Raw genomic sequence first — 18,366 nt, 5'->3', positions numbered from 1 at the left:
GCGAACCCTCTCTCACCCACCGGGCCCCACCGGCGAACCCTCTCTCACCCACCGGGCCCCACCGGCGAACCCTCTCTCACCCACCGGGCCCCATCGGCGAACCCTCTCTCACCTAACGGGCCCCACCTGAGGCCGCAGCGGTCTGGAACGCAAAACGCTTACCCACAAGTCGATGTGGGGAAGCGTTCGTCGATTGGTGAGAGAGCGTTCCCAGCCTGACCTCTTTTTCCCACGGAGCCTTCTTTCACCAAAAGGGCAGATGACGCCGGAGCGCTAGTCGACTGTCGACGTCGATCCCCGCCTGAGGCTGCAGCGCCTGGAACGCAAAACGCTTCCCCACAAGACGATGTGGGGAAGCGTTCGTCGTTCGGTGAGAGAGCATCCGCTCAAACACAACGATCAGTGAGAGAGCATCCGCTCAAACACAACCATCAGTGAGAGAGCATCCGCTCAAACACAACCATCGGTGAGAGAGCATCCGCTCAAACACCACGATCGGTGAGAGAGCATCCACCCAAACACCACGATCGGTGAGAGAGCATCCACCCAAACACCACGATCGGTGAGAGAGGGTTACTTTTCCACGAGCGTCAGGACGTCGTAAGTGGCTACGATTTCGTCGTTCTGGTTGGTCAGGACGGCATCCCAGGCAACTTCACCGTATTCGTCGGTTTCGCGAGGCGTGATCTTCTTGGCCGTCAGTGTCACCCGGATGGAATCGCCGGCTGCAACAGGCGTGATGAAGCGCAGGCTCTCCAGTCCGTAGTTGGCCAGGACGGGGCCCGGCGCAGGCTCCACGAACAGGCCCGCCGCCCAGCTCAGCAGCAGGTAGCCGTGGGCCACGATGCCGGGGAAGAACGGGTTGGCTTCGGCGGCCTCCTGGTTGGTATGCGCGTAAAAGGTGTCGCCCGTGGAGTTGGCGAAGGCAGTGATGTCCTCGAGCCTGACCTCACGGAGTTCAGACCGGACGGCGTCGCCGATGCGGAGAGTGGAGAGGTGCTTCCGGAAGGGGTGCTCCCCCTCGGTCTCCACCGTGAAGTTGCGATCGGCTCCGGTGTGCCACTGACCGGTAACAGCAGTGAGCATATTCGGGGAGCCCTGGATGGCCGTGCGCTGCATGTGGTGCAGTACTGAGCGGATGCCGCCCAGTTCCTCGCCGCCACCAGCGCGGCCGGGACCACCATGAACCAAGTGCGGAACGGGTGAGCCGTGACCGGTGGACGAGCGGGCGTCCTCCCGGTTGAGCATGTGGACGCGGCCGTGGTGTGCGGCGATTCCGGTGACGAGTTCGCGGGCCACGGCAGGATCGTTGGTGCACACGGAAGCCACCAGGGAACCGGAACCGCGCGCCGCCAAACGGATGGCGTCGGCGAGATCCGAGTAGCCGATCACCGAAGACACAGGTCCGAATGCTTCCAGCGAGTGGACTTCTTCGGTTTCGGCGTCGGCCCAGCTCAGGAGGACCGGGGACATGAAGGCGCCGTCCTCCACCACACCGACGGCGCCGCCGACGGAGGTGACCGACGGCGCGTCGAGAGATCCGTACGCGAGCTCACCACCGGCGTCGAGCATTGACTGAACGGCGGCACGAACGTCCGCGAGTTGCTCCAGTGAGGCCAAGGCGCCCATGGTGACGCCCTCCGCACGGGGGTCGCCCACCACCACGCGCTCGTTGATGCGGGCACCAACAGCGGCCGCGACCTCGGCGGTCAGCGCCTGCGGGACGATGATCCGGCGGATGGCAGTGCACTTTTGGCCCGCTTTAACGGTCATCTCGGTGACGACGGCCTTGACGAAGGCCTCGAACTCCGGCGTACCGGGCACAGCGTCGGGGCCAAGGATGGCGGCGTTCAGGGAGTCGGTCTCGGACGTGAAACGGACGCCGCCCTGAACTACGTTGCTGTGGCTCTTCAACGAGTTGGCGGTGGACGCCGAGCCCGTGAAGGATACGAGGTCGCGGTAGTCGAGTTCGTCCAGGATGGTGCGCGCGGAGCCGGAAATGAGCTGAATGGAGCCGGCCGGCAGGATGCCGGACTCAACGATCGCCTTCACTGCCGCAGCGGCGACGTAGCCCGTGGGCGTCGCCGGCTTCACGATGGTGGGAACACCGGCCAGGAACGCAGGAGCGAACTTCTCCAACATGCCCCACACAGGAAAGTTGAAGGCGTTGATCTGCACTGCGACGCCGGGAATACGGGTGTAAATGTGCTCGCCGGCGAAGGAGCCGTCCTTGGACAGGACTTCCATGGGGCCGTCCACAACAACCTGCGAATTGGGCAGTTCGCGGCGCCCTTTGGAGCCGAACGTGAAGAGCACGCCGATGCCGCCGTCGATGTCGATCATGTTATCGATCTTGGTGGCACCGCTCTGCGAAGAGGACTCGTACAGCTCCCCGCGCCGGCTGTTGAGGTACTGGGCAAGCTCCTTGAGCTTGAGGGCACGCTGGTGGAACGTCAGTTTCCCAAGTTCAGCCTGGCCTGTGGTGCGTGCGTAATTCACGACGGCGGCAAGGTCCAGTCCGTCGGTGCTCACGTTGGCCAGGACTTCTCCGGTGCTGGCATCGCGGACCGGGACCTTCTTGGCGTCAGGCGCCGGGGTCCACCAGGCATCCTGAACGTAGCTGGGGACGGTTGCAACGGCTGTGGTTTCCGGGGCGACTGCGGTAGTGGTCATCGTCGACGGGTCCTTCCAAGGCACGTGAAATCGGCACGGTCACTGCTGACTGGCGCCAACATTACTGACCGGCCGTTCGGTAATATATACAGGGTACATGAATGCCCGGAGGAGTACAGCAGTAATTTCCCGGAACGCCGAAGGGCCGGCCCCTTTGGCAAAGAGCCGACCCTTCGTTTCCCTTGTTGGACGCCGAGCCTAGTTGGCGCCGAACTTGGTGTTGTAGCGGAACATGAACGCAGCCATCGCGTCACGGTTCACCGGCTGCAACGGACGGAACGACTTAGCGTTGCCCGTCTCCGCCCAGCCCGTGGAAATCCCCTGCGCAGCAAGCCACGTGATCTCCTTGTAGAACTGCGCACCCACCGGAACATCAACAAACGGCGAAACCTTCGGCGCCGTGAACTCAGGCTCCCCCGCCAAGCGATACATAAAAGCAGCCATCGCATCACGGTTCACCGGCTGCAACGGACGGTACGTCTTGGATTTATCGGCCTCAACCCACCCCGTGGAAATCCCCTTGTCCGCAAGCCAGGTGATCTCCTTGTAGAACTGCGTACCCACAGGCAGATCCTTGAACGGAGACACGGCAGGAGCCGTGAAATCAGGTTTCCCAGCCAACCGATACATAAACGCCGCCATCGCATCACGGTTCACCGGAGATAACGGCTGATACGTCCGGGACCCATTGGCCTCCCACCCCGTGGAAATGCCTTTATCCGCCAACCACTGGATCTCATCCTGGAACTGCGCCCCCAACGGAACATCATCAAAACCCCGGGCACCCTGCGTCGCCGTGGCGTAGCTCAACGTCCCAATATCCGAATTCTGACCCACGGCGGCAGCAACCGACCTGGCATTAGCCTCAGTAAGAACATTCCCGGAGAAAATCGGTCCGGACTGGCCCGCAGGCTCAGCCGAGACAAAGTACAACCCCGTGGTCAGACCAGTGACCTTGAACGTGCCGTCAGGCGCGGTGTACGCACGGCGCGTCACAAGGAACCCGTCCTTCGTGTAGACGTTGACCCGGGTGTCGAACAACGGAGATCCGTTGGAGCCCAGCACCTTGCCTGTGAGTGTTCCGCCCAAGCGAACCGTTGCATTGATGTTGGAGACACCCTGTCCGGCAGCAACCGTCACAGGTGTCGCATTAGCGGTGCCACTGGACTCGGGAAGATCCCTGTACGACTGGGCCTCATACGCGGATACGAATCCGAGGGTCCGGTTGAACTGGATTTTGTAGGATCCGGGGAGCAGGTTCTTCAGCGCGTAGGTCGTTTGCGACGTCTCCATGACCGTGGAAGAAGCCACGGTTCCGTTTGCAGTCACCGCGGTGATGCTCATACCGGGGCCATTCTGTACTTGCCCCGGCGCCGGGGCACCAGCGATGGAACCAGCGATACTGGCAGCTGCCACTGCAGAGTCTTGGATTCCGGTGAGCTTCTGTCCGTCGGTCACGGTGATCCATGGCGAGTTGGCGGGGTCGGCGACACCTTTGTGCCACATGGTGGCCCAGGTGTCGTCATAAGCGCGGTAATGGAGCTTGTACGTTCCTGCTTTGAGGCCACCAATAGTGAAGTTTCCCGCGTTGTCCGAGCTGAGGAAGGCTGAGCCAGCGAAGTCATTCTTAGTGAAGTCCGGCCCGGCCTCCACCATGACCTGGCCGTTATAGGCGGCAGCTCCAGCCGGAACCGAGATTTTTCCGGAGATCGTTGCTGCTGGTTTCAGCGTCTCATTGATGCCGCTAACAGTGGATCCTTCGGTGACAGCAACCAAAGTTGCCGTCTCTCTGGAAGCATTCGGGTAGTACGAGTTCAGGACCGGCGACGATGTTCCTCCGTAGAAGAAGGCAACTTTGTACCCACCCGTTTCAAGCCCTTTCACCACGTAGGATCCGTCGGCGGTGACAGTGTCCGAACTCGTGCCACCGGGGCCCTCGGCTATCACGGTAACCGCTGTCGGATCGACTCCGGAGGGAACGGTCACCTTACCGGCAATGGCACCTCCCATACGCATGGTCTGGTTGATGCCAGTGACAGCCGCGCCCTCGGCCACAACAACCACTGTCGCCTGCTCCCTGGTAGAGCCCCCATAGAAGGTGGAGAGCGTCTGAATCGGGTGTCCAGCCTCTGAAAATTGCAGTTTGTACTGCCCGGCGACCAGTGCCGGAAAGGTGAACTTTCCGTCCGCATCCGGCCGAACGTCTTCCTGGCTTGGTCCCTCCAGGGTGGCGATGTCAATCCTGGTCACATCCACGCCCGCGGGAACAGTGACCGTTCCTGAAATACTTCCCGTTGCCGCTGCAAACGCCGGGGATGCGAACCCGGCGGGCAGTGCACCCAGGACAAGTGCTCCTAACAGAGCGAGAGCGAGCCGAAAACGGCCGCGAGCAATACCCTTCATGGGTCCCCCAGTTTCATGCGAATGAAGGGGTCGCAGAGTTGGCGACCCGTCGCGATCCTAGTGCACCAAACGGGTTAGTCGAAACGCCGCAGATATGTGAAGTGAGAGAAGGCTTCGGGCCGTACTAGCCCTTGCCACCCAGCTTCTTCGCCAACAGCAAGGGCTTCTTGAGGAATTCCCCCACGCTGGTCCTCGCAATGACGGTGGCGTTGAGGGCGTCCAGGCGCTCCAGCACATGGTCAAGCTTCGCCGCGGATTCGTCGAGGCGGCGCTGCTGGGCCCGGATCAGCTCCTCCTGCTCAGCAAGGACACGGGACACGTACAGCATCGCGCCCAGACCGCCCTGGGCGACTCCATCGCGGAGGTGGTCATCGCGCACCAAGGCGTCGTAACGTGCGTGCTCTGCGGCCTTCGCGAAAATGCTGTTGCCGTCATGCCCCTCGGATTCGGGCCGCTGCGACCAGAAAGCCAACGGATCACCGTCCAGGAACCCCACGCGTGAGTGGCTCAGGACCCGCAGGTGGAACTCCCAGTCGCCCACCACGGGCAGGTCCTCGTTGTAGTAGCCCACGGCGTCGTGAAGGCTGCGGCGGTACAGGAAGGAAATGGGGACGGCCCGGTTGATTCTAAGCATGTCCGCAAGCGTTATCTGGCGCATGTCCGCCCAGAAGATTTCCCGGCGGATCGGCTCAATCCTGTCCCCCACCAACTCTTCGATGACGATCTCCGTGCGGACCATGACACCGCTCTCGGCGCCATGCGCAGGATCGTCCAGATAAGCCACCGTGTTCGCCAGGAAGTTCGGTGCCCAAAAGTCATCGTCATCGTGGATGACAATGAAGTCGCCTGAGCCGGCTTTGATGCCTGCGTTGGACGCTGCCTCCATGCCCACGGATTCGGCGTGGTGGAGAGTGGTGATGCGCTCCCGTTCGGATTCCGGACGCTGGGAGGTGAGGTGATCGACGTCGGCCGGGTCGCCGCCGTCGTTCACAATCACCAACTCGAAATCCTGGAAGGTCTGGCCGAAAATATCGTCCAGGGCGCGGGCCAGGAAAATCGGGCGGTTCTTGGTTCGGGTCACGATGGTGACGCGGGCACCGGCATTCATGGCAGGTCCATTCCGTTCGGGAAGTGTGATCAATCCTGCATGGTAGCAGCGCGGGAGTCACCGGACGTGAGCTTCGCCCGAACCGCCTCGATCTGATGTGCCGAGACGCCATTGACTGCCAGGAAACCGCTCGCGTCGAACGAAGCAAGGAGCTCCCGCAGGCCTGTCCGCCGTTGCGCCAGCATCGCCTCGAGATCGTCCTCGGCAAGGTACGGATCATGGGCGTGTGGCGCACCGTGGGTACGATGCCGCTCGTTGATCCCGCGGGCGGCCAGCTCGTAGCCGTGCACGATCTGGTCATCGTCGACCCCCGCCAACTTCTGCAGTATCAATGCGATGACGCCGCTGCGATCCCTGCCCGCTGAGCAATGAACCACTACTTTTCCCGGTGACGCGGCAATGGCCTTAAACACCGCCGCGACCTTTTCTCCGAAAAGCTCCAAATAGTCCCGGTACTGCGACGGCTCCTTCAGGTAGGGGCCGAACAGCTCGCTGAAGCGGCTATGGTCCGGATCCTCCGTGGGGCAATGTACGACGTCGATCCGCGCCTTCACATTCTCCGGCACCTCGGGATCGGTATCGCGTAGATGACGCTCGCCCGAGGCGCGGAGATCAATCACGGTGCGGACGCCGTCGTCGTACATTTGCCGCCAACCGGCCTCGGTGACCCACTCGTGCCGGCCCATCCGGTACACATCCCCGGCGATCCGCCAGGCGTTCACGGCCCCGTCCCAGTGGACGCTGGTTGTCCCATCCATAGGAGCCAGCTAAGCACATGGACCGTGGGCTCGCCGAGGGGTTGCGTCCAGGGACTTGGACCTGCGCTGAGTGTCGAAAGCTCAGCCCTTGGCGCGGTATTTGGCCAACCGGAACTCCAGCCCGTTGCGCACCGCGGACCACTCGTGCTCCAGGATGGAGAACACCACTGTGTCCCGGAGAGCACCGTCGGCACTGCGGGAGTGGTTGCGCAGCACGCCGTCCTGCTTGGCGCCAAGCCGCGCAATGGCGTCACGGGATTGCTGGTTCAACCAGTGAGTGCGGAACTCCACAGCCGGGCAGCCCAGCGTTTCGAAGGCATGCCGCAGGAGCAGCAGTTTGGAGTCCGGGTTGGTCCCGGAGCCGTGGGCCGAGGCAGCATTCCAGGTTGAGCCGATTTCCACGCGCGGCGTTACGGCGTCGATGTTCATGTAGGTGGTCATGCCGATGAGCTTGCCGGTTGCATTGGAGCGGGTGGCAAACGGCAGCATGGATCCTTCAGCTTGCAGACCCAGGCGCCGCTCAATCTCGGCGGCCATACCGTCCGGGGTAGGAACGGACGTGTACCAAAGCTTCCAGAGATCGCCGTCGCGGGCCGCATCCACCAGCCCGTCATGGTGTTCCTGGCTCAACGGCTCCAGCGTCACGAATTGTCCGGTCAGGGTGATGGGTTCGATTGAAGTCACCCGGATAGCCTAACCGCCCGCGTGGTTTAGTCGGTCCAGTCGAAGAAGCCCTTGCCCGTCTTGCGCCCGAGTTCACCGCGGGCCACTTTGTCCCGGAGGATCTGCGGCGGTGCGAACCTGTCGCCCAGCGTGGAGTGCAGGTATTCAGCGATGCCGAGCCGGACATCCAGGCCCACAATGTCGGTGGTCTTCAGCGGGCCAGTGGGGTGCTTGTAGCCAAGGACCATGGCGGCATCGATGTCCTCCGCGGAAGCCACACCTTCCTCCACCATACGCATGGCCTCAAGGGCAATGGCGACGCCAAGTCTTGAGGACGCAAAGCCGGGTGCGTCATTAACGACGACGGCGGTCTTGCCGAGTGCCTCGGTCCAGCTTTTCGCCGCTTCAGCGAGTTCGGGAGACGTCTCCTTGGCCAGCACCACTTCAATGAGGGTGGAAGCGGGCACAGGGTTGAAGAAGTGAAGTCCCACGAAGTTGGCGGGACGGCGAAGTTCGTTGGCGAGGCCGGTCACTGACAGGGAAGACGTGTTGGAGGCCAGGAAAGCGTCAGCGGACAAGTGTTCCTCCACAGCTTTCAGTGCCGTGACTTTGAGGTCGAAGTCCTCGGGCACTGCCTCCACCACCAGTCCGCAGTGGATGAACGACTCGTAGTCCGTTGAGGTGCTGAAGCGGGCCATGGCTTCATCCGGGGTTTCGCTCAGGGTGCCACGGGCGGCGGACTTGGCTACGGCTTCAGCCACGCGGCCTTGGGCTCCGGCAGCTGCCTCGTGATCGCGTTCCACCACGATGACCGTGGATCCCTTGGTGAGGAACGCGTGTGCGATGCCCGCACCCATCCGGCCACCACCCAAGACTCCAACGACGTGCGGGATGGCGGGAACTGCTGTCATTTCTGGGTCCTGTCTTGCGTGGTAGCGGCCGTATCCGGAGAAGCCTTGGCCGATTTCTTATCGAGGAATGCCTGCATGCGATCGAACTTGGCCTGGGACTCAAACAGGATTCCCTGGGCGAGTGTGTCGATCAGCGGGTGGGCTTCAGCCGGGGCATGGAAGACGGATTTGGTGATGCGTACGGCCAAGGGGTCCTGGCGAGCGATCCGGTCAGCGAGCTTGTGCGCTGCGTCCATGAGTTCCGGGGCCTCGTGGATCTCGGTGATGAGGCTGATGCGCAGGGCTTCTTCGGCGCGGAGTACGGCGCCGGCCAGGAGGATTTCTTTGGCCTTCGGCTCCCCGACCAACTCTTTGAGCCGCCAGCTGGCACCAGCCGCGGCCAGGATTCCCAGACCGGTTTCCGGGTTACCAATGCGGACACTCGGCGTGCCGATTCGGAAGTCGGCTGCATAGGCAAGTTCAGCCCCGCCGCCCAGGCAGTAACCATCCAGGGCCGCGATGACGGGCATGGGCAGCTTGGCGATGCGGACAAAGATCGTGGAGTTGATCCCCTGCAGTGCATCATCGCGGCGGCGTTCGCGCAGCTGCCCAATATCGGCGCCCGAGGCGAAGACGCCATCGGTGCCGGCAATGATCAGCACCTTGGGGTTCCGCTCCAGCTCAGCGCACACGAGGTGGAGCTCATCCACCATCTGTTGGTCGATCGCGTTGCGGACCTCGGGACGGTTCAAGAGAACCGTCAGGCGGTCGTCGCGTTCCTCGATGAGGAGCGTGGTGAAGTCTTTCGGATCCAGGGCCATTACACGCCTTCCAGCAGCATCGCGGTGCCTTGGCCGACGCCGATGCACATGGTTGCCAAACCAAGCTTCGGTCCGGTGGCGGAAGCGAGTTCGCGCTCCATCCGGCCCAGCAGCGTGATGGCGATGCGTGATCCGCTGGAACCAAGCGGGTGCCCCAGACTGATGGCGCCGCCGTCGTTGTTCACAATGTCGGGATCCAGGCCAAGGCGGCGCATGCTCGCCAGCGACTGCGTGGCGAACGCTTCGTTCAGTTCCACAGCGCCGAGCTGGTCCACAGTGAGGCCCGTGCGTGCCAGGATCTTCTGCGTGGCCGGAACCGGGCCGATTCCCATGATTTCCGGTTCGCAGCCGGCCGATGCGCCGTCCACGATGCGTGCGCGGGGCGTCAGGCCGAACTTCTTGATGGCGGCCTCGGACGCGACGATGATTGCGGATGCGCCGTCATTCAGGGTGGAAGAGTTGCCGGCCGTCACCACGGAGCCACCCTGCACCACGGGCCGAAGCGCAGCCAGCACGTCCATGGTGGTACCCAACCGGGGACCTTCATCAGTGTCCACCACGGTCTCCGACTTACGGGTCTTCACGGTGACCGGAACGATCTCATCCTTGAAGCGACCCCCGGCGATGGCCGCCAGCGCGCGTTCGTGCGAACGGACCGCAAAGGCGTCGGCGTCCTCGCGGGAGATGTTGTCCACCCGGCCAACTTCCTCGGCCGTTTCCGGCATGGAATAGGTCATCTTGCCGTCGCGGGAGAGCTCGCCCTTGGTGAAGAGCGGGTTGGCGAAGCGCCAGCCAATGGAGGTATCGAAAATCTGGCCCGGCTTGGCGAAGGCTGTGGCCGGCTTTTCCTGGACCCACGGAGCACGGCTCATGGACTCGACACCGCCGGCCACCACAATGTCCGCAGCACCGGACTTAATCATCTGGCTTGCCATGATGATGGCGCTCAGGCCCGAGGCGCAGAGGCGGTTCACGGTGATGCCGGGGATGTGGAGGGGAAGTCCGGCCAGGATGGTTGCCATGCGGGCCACGTTCCGGTTTTCCTCGCCTGCGCCGTTGGCGTTGCCGAGGATAACCTCGTCGATGGCGTCAGGATCGACGCCGGCACGGGCCACGGCTTCCCTGACCACCAGTGCTGCAAGATCGTCCGGGCGGACGGAGGACAGTGCCCCACCGTAGCGACCTACAGGCGTGCGTGCGCCGCCAACAAGAAAAGCCTCGACCATGAGAACATCCTTCGCGAAGTGAAAGGGGCCGGTCCGGAATAATATACCGACCGTTCGTTCTATAAAGATTACACGGCACAGCGGGCCGGTCAACAGATGAAGCCCTCAGTGAAGGACAGCCTGCCCCGGCCCGCCCCACCATCAAACCACCCGGATCCCCAAATGACCGGCCAACAGCGGCGCCATGAGGCTCAGCTGATAGTCATCGATGACCACGCCCGCCAGACCGGCCAAACCGTTGATTCCGCGGAACTCAGATGTCCGCAAATCCACGTCCTTCAACTTGGCTCCGGTGACGTCCAACGACCCGATGGTGCAGTTTTTCAGGGCCACCCGCGTCCCCGCGCAGTTTCCAAGATCGAGCTCGTTGATGATGCAGTCGGAGATCTGAACATCCATGAGCTTGGACCCCCGCAGGTTCACGTAATCCAGCTTGCCGCCGTCGATTCGGACCGACCGCCAATTGCCCTCATAAAGTTCGGCCGACCCCCACCGCGGGTTGCTGATCTCCACGTCCTGCCAGGAACTCCGGGCCGCGGTAAACACCGGAGCGTACGGCTCGGCAAGGACGCACTCACGGAACGTTGCTCCGCGCAACTGGGCCTCATTGAAGGAGACCCCGTTGAACTCACACTCGATGAAATCCGAGCCACTCAGCTCTTCCCCATCAGCGGAGACCTTGGTGAACCTGACACCGTCATACCGTTCGCCACGCTGGAAGTCCGGAGCGTCGTCGTCGCGCAGTTCATCCAAACGCACCGGCGAAATCTTGGGCGCTGCAACCTTCGCTGCCGCCATTAGAGCGATTCCGCTTTCGCCGCGATCTCGGACAAGTCCTTAGCCAGGGCTTTCCGGGTCATGCTCATACCAATTTTCCCGAACAAGGCCATGGAGACCTTGCTGACAACGGTGGGTTTGATGACCTCCGCGCCGAACGTCATGGTGAGGTCCGTCCCGCCGTCGCGCTCGGACAGGTTGAAGCGCGTGGTGTAGTCCGCGCCGCCTTGGAGCGCCTTGATGGTGGTGCTTCGGGGCGGGTCGGTGTGGGACACCCACATTTCGACCGTTTCCTGCCTGCCCATCATGGTGCGGGTTTCCTTCCAGCGGGTGCCCTCACCGTACGGGCCCTCGCTGAGCATTTGAATTGCGTTGATGCCGGACAGCGTGCCGGCCGAACCTGGAATGTCCGAAAGGACGGCCCAGACCTTCTCCGGGCTGGCATTGACGTGCTGCGTCAGGGTGGTGGTGTGTTCCATACATCGAGCCTAGACCTGCCCCCTGACACTCCCAACCGAACGAGCTCCTTGCGAGGCCCGCTCTACGCCCCACACGCCCCGCCAAAGGCGCACAACAGGCCCCACAACACAGCACCCACCCCTTGCCAGGCCCGCTCTGCGCCCCACACGCCCCGCCAAAGGCGCACAGCAGGCCCCACAACACAAAACGGCGGGCGCCCCGCAAAGGAGGCACCCGCCGTCGAGCGTTTACGCTGTGGAACATTTACGCGGCGGAACCCGCGCCCAGTGGGAGTTAGCTGAACAGCTCGCTCTTGGGTTCGTTGTTCTTGACCTTCTGCCATCCCAGCCACAGGATCAAGGCGAAGAACGGAATGGTGGCCAGGGTCCAGAGGCCCAGCAGGAAGACCTCGCCGGTTTCCTTGTCCGTCATGGAGTCGAAACCGATCAGCACGGTGATCGCCAGCAGGGCAACCAGGCCCAACCAGCTGGTCCACGGAGAACCAGGCATGGGCAGGCTGGAAACCTTGCCACGCTTCTTCCGCAAGGCGATCTGGCTGGCAAAGATGGAACCCCACGTGAAGATCACGCCGATGGAGGCGGTGTTCAGAGCGAGGTCGAACGCGTGCGAGCCGCCCAGCCAGATGTTGAGGAGGATTCCGACGAGGTACACGCCGCCGATGGCCAGGATTGCCGCGTACGGGACGTGGCGGGTGGACATCTTGGTGAGCCACTGCGGGGCGTGGCCGTTGTTGGCCATGGTGCGGAAGATGCGGCCGATCGAGTAAAGGCCCGAGTTGCAGGAGGACAGCGCGGCGGTGATGACGATCATGTTCATGACGTCACCCATCCAGCCGAGACCCATCTGCCCGAACACGGTAACGAACGGCGAGGTGCCGGCCACGTACTGGTCGGACGGCAGCAGCATCGCGAGCAGCGTCACCGAACCAACGTAGAAAACCACAATACGGATAACGACGGCGCGGATCGCCTTGGGAACTTCACGTTCCGGGTTTTCCATCTCGCCAGCGGTGATGCCGACGAGTTCGATGGCGTTGTAGGCGAAGATCACGGCGTTGAGGACCAGGATCATCACCAGGCCGCCCTTGGGGAACATGCCGCCGTCTTCGTGGAAGAGGTTGGCCACAGACGCGTTTCCGTCGCCTACCTTGGCGTTGGTGACAACCATGAAAGTACCCACGGCCAGGAAGATCACGATTGCTGCGACCTTGAGGCAGGATGCCCAGAATTCGAATTCGCCGAACGCCTTGACGCTGAACAGATTCACGGCCACCAGCAGCACCAATGCGGCAATGGCGGACAGTTCAATGGGCACATTGGGGAAGAAGAACTGGAAGTACAGGCCGATCGCGATCAGTTCGGCGATGCCCGTCATGGCCCAGTTGATGAAGTACATCCATCCGGACAGGAAGGCGCCCTTCTTGCCGAACATTTCACCGGCGTAGCTCACGAAGGAGCCGGAGGTCTGGCGGTACATGATGAGTTCGCCGAGGGCGCGCATCAGCAGGTAAGCGATGACGCCGGCAATGGCGTAGGAGAAGATCAGGGCCGGGCCGGTGGAGGCCAGACGGCCACCGGCACCCATAAACAGGCCGACGCCGATTGCGCCACCCATGGCGATCATGGTGACGTGGCGGCGGCTCAGGGTCTTCTGGTATCCCTCAGCGCTGAGGGTTGAGCCCGCAGCTGCGGATGAGGCTTTGGAGCTCTGGAGATCTGTGGGAGTACTTTGCGGCACAGCTGTTCCTTGTGGGTTGGGGTATTGCTGTTGGGGTCACGCCCATGCCGGAACACAGGCGGCTTTGGCACACAAAATTCGAGCTTTTCCTCGTTTGAGGATCCCGAAGTGTGACAAAGAACGCAGAACATCGAAGGTTCGCGCAACCCGTCTATCTTACGGGATTAACCCCAATGCCCGTGACGCAGGCAACAAGAGGCCCGGGAGCCCACTCCGGAACAGGCGAACCCAGGTACTGCGACGACGTGTCAAAACCCGTCACGTGATCTGCCAGGACAGCAGCCTGCTCCCACAATGGCGCCACCGTCCCGTACACCTCGCCGCGGTGCTGGGCACACTCCCCCACGGCGTAAATATCGTCTTCGTCCAGCACCCGCAGGTGATCATCCACCACTATTCCCCGCTCTACTGCCAGTCCGCTGACGACGGCGGGAGCAACGTTGGGCCTGCTGCCTGCGGTGATGATCACCATGTCGCAGTCGAGGTCGGGTTGGTCGCGGAGGCTCATCCCGGTGACCCGCGCGGAACCCAGCACAGCGGTGGCCCGGCTCGCCGGGTGGACCATGGCAACGTCCAGGCCGCGGGCCTGCAGTCCCCGGGCCGCTTCGAGCCCGGGCAACCCGTCCCCCATCACCACGGCCCGCCGATGGTTCTCCTGGCGGGCGAACCGGATGATCTTGCGGGCATCCTCCAGACACCCAAAGGTGAAGACCCCTTGCCGCACACTTCCGCTGGGCGAGTAGAGCCCGCTGATGTGGGGCAGGAACGGGCGGCTGCCAGTGGCAATGATGAGGATGTCGTAGGGCACCACCCGACCATCCGCGGCGAAAACATGCCTGCTGAATTTGTCGATGCGGTCAACCCGGACCCCGGAATAGAGGGTGATGTTGTTCTCCCGGTACCACGGCAACGCGTTGAGGAAGATGTCGGCGTCGTCCGCCTGGCCGGACAGGACGTGGCCAAGCATGGCCCGGTTGTAGTTCCCGTGGGGTTCCTCCCCGATCATGGTGATCTCAAAAAGGTCCCCACCACCCCTGGCCAGGATCTCCTCCACAGCGCGGGCCCCGGCCATTCCATTGCCGATGACCACCAGCTGCGTGGCCATCAGAACTCCACCATGCCGAGGTCCACCACCACGGTTCCCCGGACTCCGGCGGGCGCCACGACGAAGAGCTCAATGACCGAACCGCCGTCGATGTCTTCAACCACCCGCAGGGGCACATGAACGTCCCCTTTCGCGCCAATGGGGAAATAGCGCATCGGGATGCGGTCGCGCATGAGGACAACGGTGATCAGTTCGGCACTGGAATTGCCGCCGCGGAAGTACAGGGTCTGATTGACCACGCCGTCAGGGACAAAGTGGGAGAGCTCGCTGTGGATGGGTACCGGCTTCTCCAACCCGGTGCCTTCAAAGTGGTAAATGCCCTGGAGGAAGAGGTTCTGGGAAATCACGGACACATCCTTTCGGCCAGCGTCCTTCCATGGTGCTCTTCCGTTGTTTCAGGATGCTCGCCGCTGTGTTTCCGGGTGCAGTCCACGCTGTTACGGTCGCCTTGCCGGGTGCTCACCTTGTAGGAGACCAGCAGCAGGGCCTACAGCAAGCTGCCGCCCTGCATGCCGTAACGCACCCAGGTGCCAGCGGGCGCTGGGCGGGCGCAGTGATCGAACCAGTCCGCCAGTGCGCGGTCATGGCTGACGATCACGAGGGTTCCGGCAAACGAGGCGAGCGCCGCCTCCAGTTGTTCCACCAGTACGGGTGCCAGATGGTTTGTGGGTTCGTCCACGATCATGGTGCGGTACCCGCCCAGAAGCAGGCGGGCCAGCGCCAGCCTGCGTTGCTGCCCCGCCGAGAGTCCGCCAACCGGCACGTGGAACTCCGCGGGTCGGAAAAGGCCCAGCCGCAGCAGCCCTTCGGCGTGTTCGTCAATGTTGCCGCCCAGGCCCGCAGCGAACGCCGGCAGCAATCGCAGGCCTGGCCTGGCCGGCACTTCCAGTTCCTGCTGCAGGTAACCCACCTTGCCGTGGACGTTAACGGACCCCTGTTCGGGTTCCAGGTTGCCCGTCAACACCGAGAGCAGCGTGGACTTCCCGGCACCATTGGGGCCGGTGATGAGGACCTTCTGCCCGGCCTCCGCCCTGAAGTCCGTGGGCTGGAGCCGCCCGGCCACGCTGATGCCATGGGCTTCCAGCGCAGGTTGGTTCGCGGCAACGGCCACTGCTCCCAACGGTGCTGCCAACTTCAGTGGAACGGGTGGCCGGTCCACAGGGTTTTCTTCGAGCCTCCGGAGCCGTTCCTGGGCATTCCGGACTTTGCTGGCCGCAGCGCTCTGCCACGTCCCCGCCTTGAAACCAAAGGCCATCTTGTCGTTGTCGCGCTTCCGACCGTAGCCCATGCCGTCTGCCACCGTGGCGGCCTGGAGGCGTTCAGCGGCCATGGCATCGAGCCACCCCTCGTACTGCTGGATCCAGCGGGCGCGTTCTGCGGCTTTCTCGCGGAGGTAGCCCTCGTAGCCGTTCCCATACCGGTTCACAGACCGTCGGTCGGCATCCACTTCAATGATGGTGGTGGCTACTTTCCGCAGCAGGACGCGGTCGTGCGAGACAACCACCACCGTCCCGCGATGTGCGGCCAACCTCGACTCCAGCCAAGCGGTGCCGTTCGCGTCCAAGTGGTTGGTGGGCTCGTCCAGAAGCAACGCCTCCGCCGGATCGGCCAGGAGGCAGGCGAGCGCTACCCGCTCCTGTTCGCCGCCGGACAAAGAGCCAAGCGTTCGACGCCGGTCCAGGCCTCCCAGCCCCAGTTTGTCCAGCGCTGCTTCCACCCGGGATTCGGCAGCGTAGCCCTCGCGGAGCTGGTACTCCGTCTGCAGGCTTCCGTAGAGTTCCAGGTCCTCGGAGTCGGCGTCAGCCAGGTCTCGTTCAAGTTGGGCGATCCGGTCTTCCAAGGAGCGCAGGGCATTGAGGGAAGCATCAATGGCATCACCCACGGTCAGTGACTCAGCAAGTCCGTGGGTTTGGGCGAGGTAGCCCACGCGGTAGCCGGGGTTGCCTGACAAACCCGCCGTGCCGTCGTCGGGCGTCTCTACCCCGGCCATCAGACGGAGCAGCGTGGATTTACCTGCGCCGTTCTCCCCCACGATGGCGACGTGTTCGCCGTGGTGTATGACCAGGTCAACGCTGTGCAGAAGTTTGCGGTCCCCGTAGCCGTGGGAAACGCCGGAAAGGTGAAGGTGGTCAGTCAAGAGGAATCCTCGCAAGTCCGCAGTGGGTGGCAGAAAGCCATGGGGGTACTGGGGATGCAGCCGAAAGTGGGGCTGCGCTCAAGACTTCATCGCTCCAGCCTGCCCGGCGAAAGCGGACCCGTCAAGCCGAGACGCCACGGATGGCACCATTCCCGGCAAGAAGCCCTTGGCATGACACCAAAATGGCGTCACAATGGTGTCATGCAGCTCAACCAGTACGTCACCGCAGTCCAACGCCAACTGGACACCGCCGCAGAAGCCGGGGGTCCGGAAGCCCGCGCACTCAGTGAGCGGCTTACCGCGACCCTTGAATCAACGGTGAGATTGGTCCTCCTGGAAGCCCTGTCCGACGCCGCACGTGAAATCACGCTGGAGCTCGCCCCCGGTTCCGTGGAGGTGAGGCTCCGCGGCCGCGACCCGGAATTCGTGGTGAGCAATCCGCCCACAGTCAACGACTTCGAGGCCATCTTGGAACCACGGCAGCCAGCCTTGGCCGTCGAGGATTTTGATGGGACCAACACTTCCCGTACCACGCTCCGGCTCCCGGATCACCTCAAGCAACACGTCGAAGAGGCAGCCGGCAAAGCGGGGCTGTCCGTGAATTCGTGGCTGATCCGGGCTGTCGCTGATGCCCTGAACGGCCGGCCGAACCAACGGAAAGAGCGCCGCGAACCCGGCGAACAAAATTTCACAGGATGGGCACGCTAATGGCAACCTTTCAGACTCCGCAACCCATCGCCGTCGTGGTTGATGTTTCAGTCCGCGCCGACATCTGGGTGGTGGCCCGCGACCGCGAGGACACCGAAGTGACCGTCCGGCCACGGAAAGCAAAACGTGCCTTGGACGCCAAGATGGCAGAGCAAACCACGGTGGATTACTCGGATGGCCGCTTGCAGGTCCGGCTTCATCCCGCCATCCGCCACACGTGGTTCAGTGATGGTGGCGCCGTGGAGGTCACCGTGGAAGTTCCCGTGGGCTGCAGCCTGGAGTTGAAGTCGGGCATGGGCGATCTCCGTTGCGAAGGCGAATTCAGCACCGCTGACGTGAAGACCGACTTGGGCCACATCCACATCGACCATTGCTTCGAGCTCCGTGCCCACACAGGGATGGGGGACGTCACGGTGGAACGCGCCTCAGGACGGTCCAGGATCAAAACCGGCTCCGGCAAGATCCGCATCCGGGAAATCGACGGTGTTGCCACGATCAAGAACGGCAATGGCAGCACTTACATCACGGCTGCCGCCGGCGAGCTCAGCATCAGCGCCGCCAATGGCGACGTGACCCTGGAACGGGCAGGGACATCCACCACCATCAAGGCATCCAACGGTGACATCACGGTGGGCGACGTTTCTGCAGGCACCCTCACCGTCCAGACTGCGGCGGGCACCTTGTCCATCGGCGTGCGGGAAGGCACCGCGGCCTGGCTTGACCTCAACACCAAATATGGACGGGTCCACAACGCTCTGGACGCCACCCAGGGGCCGGGCGGGTCTACGGACCAGGTGGAGATCCGCGCCCGCAATGCCTACGGCGACATCACAGTGACGCGCGCCCCCGCAGCCGCCGATCACCGGTGATGAGCCGGAGA

16 protein-coding genes are annotated in these 18,366 nt (G+C 63.0%); 2 read left to right on the top strand and 14 right to left on the bottom strand.

Annotation, left to right across the window (positions count from 1 at the left end; genetic code table 11):
- Positions 1–573 precede the first annotated feature (573 nt).
- The 14 genes from paaZ to BLW08_RS20290 all read right to left on the bottom strand — a co-directional run bounded on the left by paaZ (position 574) and on the right by BLW08_RS20290 (position 16,778).
- The gene (paaZ, locus tag BLW08_RS20355) at positions 574–2,673 is read right to left on the bottom strand and encodes a phenylacetic acid degradation bifunctional protein PaaZ (RefSeq protein WP_091327638.1); all 2,100 of its coding nucleotides are present in this window, start codon (positions 2,671–2,673) and stop codon (positions 574–576) included.
- Between the two features lie 198 nt (positions 2,674–2,871).
- Entirely contained in the window at positions 2,872–5,076 is a 2,205-nt protein-coding gene (locus tag BLW08_RS20350; RefSeq protein WP_091327635.1) for a peptidase associated/transthyretin-like domain-containing protein, read from the bottom strand.
- A gap of 124 nt (positions 5,077–5,200) precedes the next feature.
- A complete protein-coding gene (locus BLW08_RS20345) occupies positions 5,201–6,217 on the bottom strand; it encodes a glycosyltransferase family 2 protein (protein WP_254779989.1) in 1,017 nt (338 codons plus the stop codon).
- A complete protein-coding gene (locus BLW08_RS20340) occupies positions 6,214–6,942 on the bottom strand; it encodes a tyrosine-protein phosphatase (protein ID WP_091327631.1) in 729 nt (242 codons plus the stop codon). The genes BLW08_RS20345 and BLW08_RS20340 overlap by 4 nt, the downstream gene beginning before the upstream one ends.
- 81 nt (positions 6,943–7,023) lie before the next feature.
- Positions 7,024–7,626: a GNAT family N-acetyltransferase gene (locus BLW08_RS20335; RefSeq protein WP_091327628.1), complete on the bottom strand. Its 603-nt coding sequence runs from the start codon at positions 7,624–7,626 to the stop codon at positions 7,024–7,026.
- A gap of 26 nt (positions 7,627–7,652) precedes the next feature.
- Positions 7,653–8,516: a 3-hydroxyacyl-CoA dehydrogenase family protein gene (locus BLW08_RS20330; protein WP_090816936.1), complete on the bottom strand. Its 864-nt coding sequence runs from the start codon at positions 8,514–8,516 to the stop codon at positions 7,653–7,655.
- Positions 8,513–9,316: an enoyl-CoA hydratase/isomerase family protein gene (locus tag BLW08_RS20325; protein WP_091327626.1), complete on the bottom strand. Its 804-nt coding sequence runs from the start codon at positions 9,314–9,316 to the stop codon at positions 8,513–8,515. Before BLW08_RS20325 ends, BLW08_RS20330 begins: the two co-directional genes overlap by 4 nt.
- Complete coding sequence (locus tag BLW08_RS20320) at positions 9,316–10,542, bottom strand: thiolase family protein (RefSeq protein ID WP_090816929.1); 1,227 nt, start codon at positions 10,540–10,542, stop codon at positions 9,316–9,318. Before BLW08_RS20320 ends, BLW08_RS20325 begins: the two co-directional genes overlap by 1 nt.
- A 141-nt stretch (positions 10,543–10,683) precedes the next feature.
- Positions 10,684–11,340, bottom strand: coding sequence for a pentapeptide repeat-containing protein (locus tag BLW08_RS20315; RefSeq protein ID WP_091327623.1), 657 nt, complete (start codon positions 11,338–11,340; stop codon positions 10,684–10,686).
- Complete coding sequence (locus BLW08_RS20310) at positions 11,340–11,798, bottom strand: SRPBCC family protein (RefSeq protein WP_090816923.1); 459 nt, start codon at positions 11,796–11,798, stop codon at positions 11,340–11,342. The genes BLW08_RS20315 and BLW08_RS20310 overlap by 1 nt, the downstream gene beginning before the upstream one ends.
- 274 nt (positions 11,799–12,072) lie before the next feature.
- On the bottom strand, positions 12,073–13,536 hold the full coding sequence (locus BLW08_RS20305) for an amino acid permease (protein WP_090816917.1): 1,464 nt from the start codon (positions 13,534–13,536) through the stop codon (positions 12,073–12,075).
- A gap of 151 nt (positions 13,537–13,687) precedes the next feature.
- Positions 13,688–14,641, bottom strand: a complete 954-nt coding sequence (locus tag BLW08_RS20300; protein ID WP_091327620.1) for an NAD(P)/FAD-dependent oxidoreductase — start codon at positions 14,639–14,641, stop codon at positions 13,688–13,690.
- Positions 14,641–14,988 (bottom strand): molybdopterin oxidoreductase, encoded by a 348-nt coding sequence (locus tag BLW08_RS20295; RefSeq protein WP_090816911.1) that lies wholly within the window; start codon positions 14,986–14,988, stop codon positions 14,641–14,643. Before BLW08_RS20295 ends, BLW08_RS20300 begins: the two co-directional genes overlap by 1 nt.
- Before the next feature lie 140 nt (positions 14,989–15,128).
- Positions 15,129–16,778: an ABC-F family ATP-binding cassette domain-containing protein gene (locus BLW08_RS20290; protein WP_091327618.1), complete on the bottom strand. Its 1,650-nt coding sequence runs from the start codon at positions 16,776–16,778 to the stop codon at positions 15,129–15,131.
- A gap of 201 nt (positions 16,779–16,979) precedes the next feature.
- Here BLW08_RS20290 and BLW08_RS20285 point away from each other — a divergent pair, with 201 nt between their 5' ends.
- Positions 16,980–17,486, top strand: a complete 507-nt coding sequence (locus BLW08_RS20285) for a histidine kinase (protein ID WP_091327616.1) — start codon at positions 16,980–16,982, stop codon at positions 17,484–17,486.
- A complete protein-coding gene (locus BLW08_RS20280) occupies positions 17,486–18,355 on the top strand; it encodes a DUF4097 family beta strand repeat-containing protein (RefSeq protein ID WP_091327614.1) in 870 nt (289 codons plus the stop codon). Before BLW08_RS20285 ends, BLW08_RS20280 begins: the two co-directional genes overlap by 1 nt.
- Positions 18,356–18,366: the final 11 nt, after the last annotated feature.

The sequence above is a fragment of the Arthrobacter sp. cf158 genome, from assembly GCF_900106835.1.
Taxonomy (GTDB): domain Bacteria; phylum Actinomycetota; class Actinomycetes; order Actinomycetales; family Micrococcaceae; genus Arthrobacter.
Note: the sequence above shows the minus strand (reverse complement) of the source record. Positions and strands in the feature narration are given on the sequence as shown.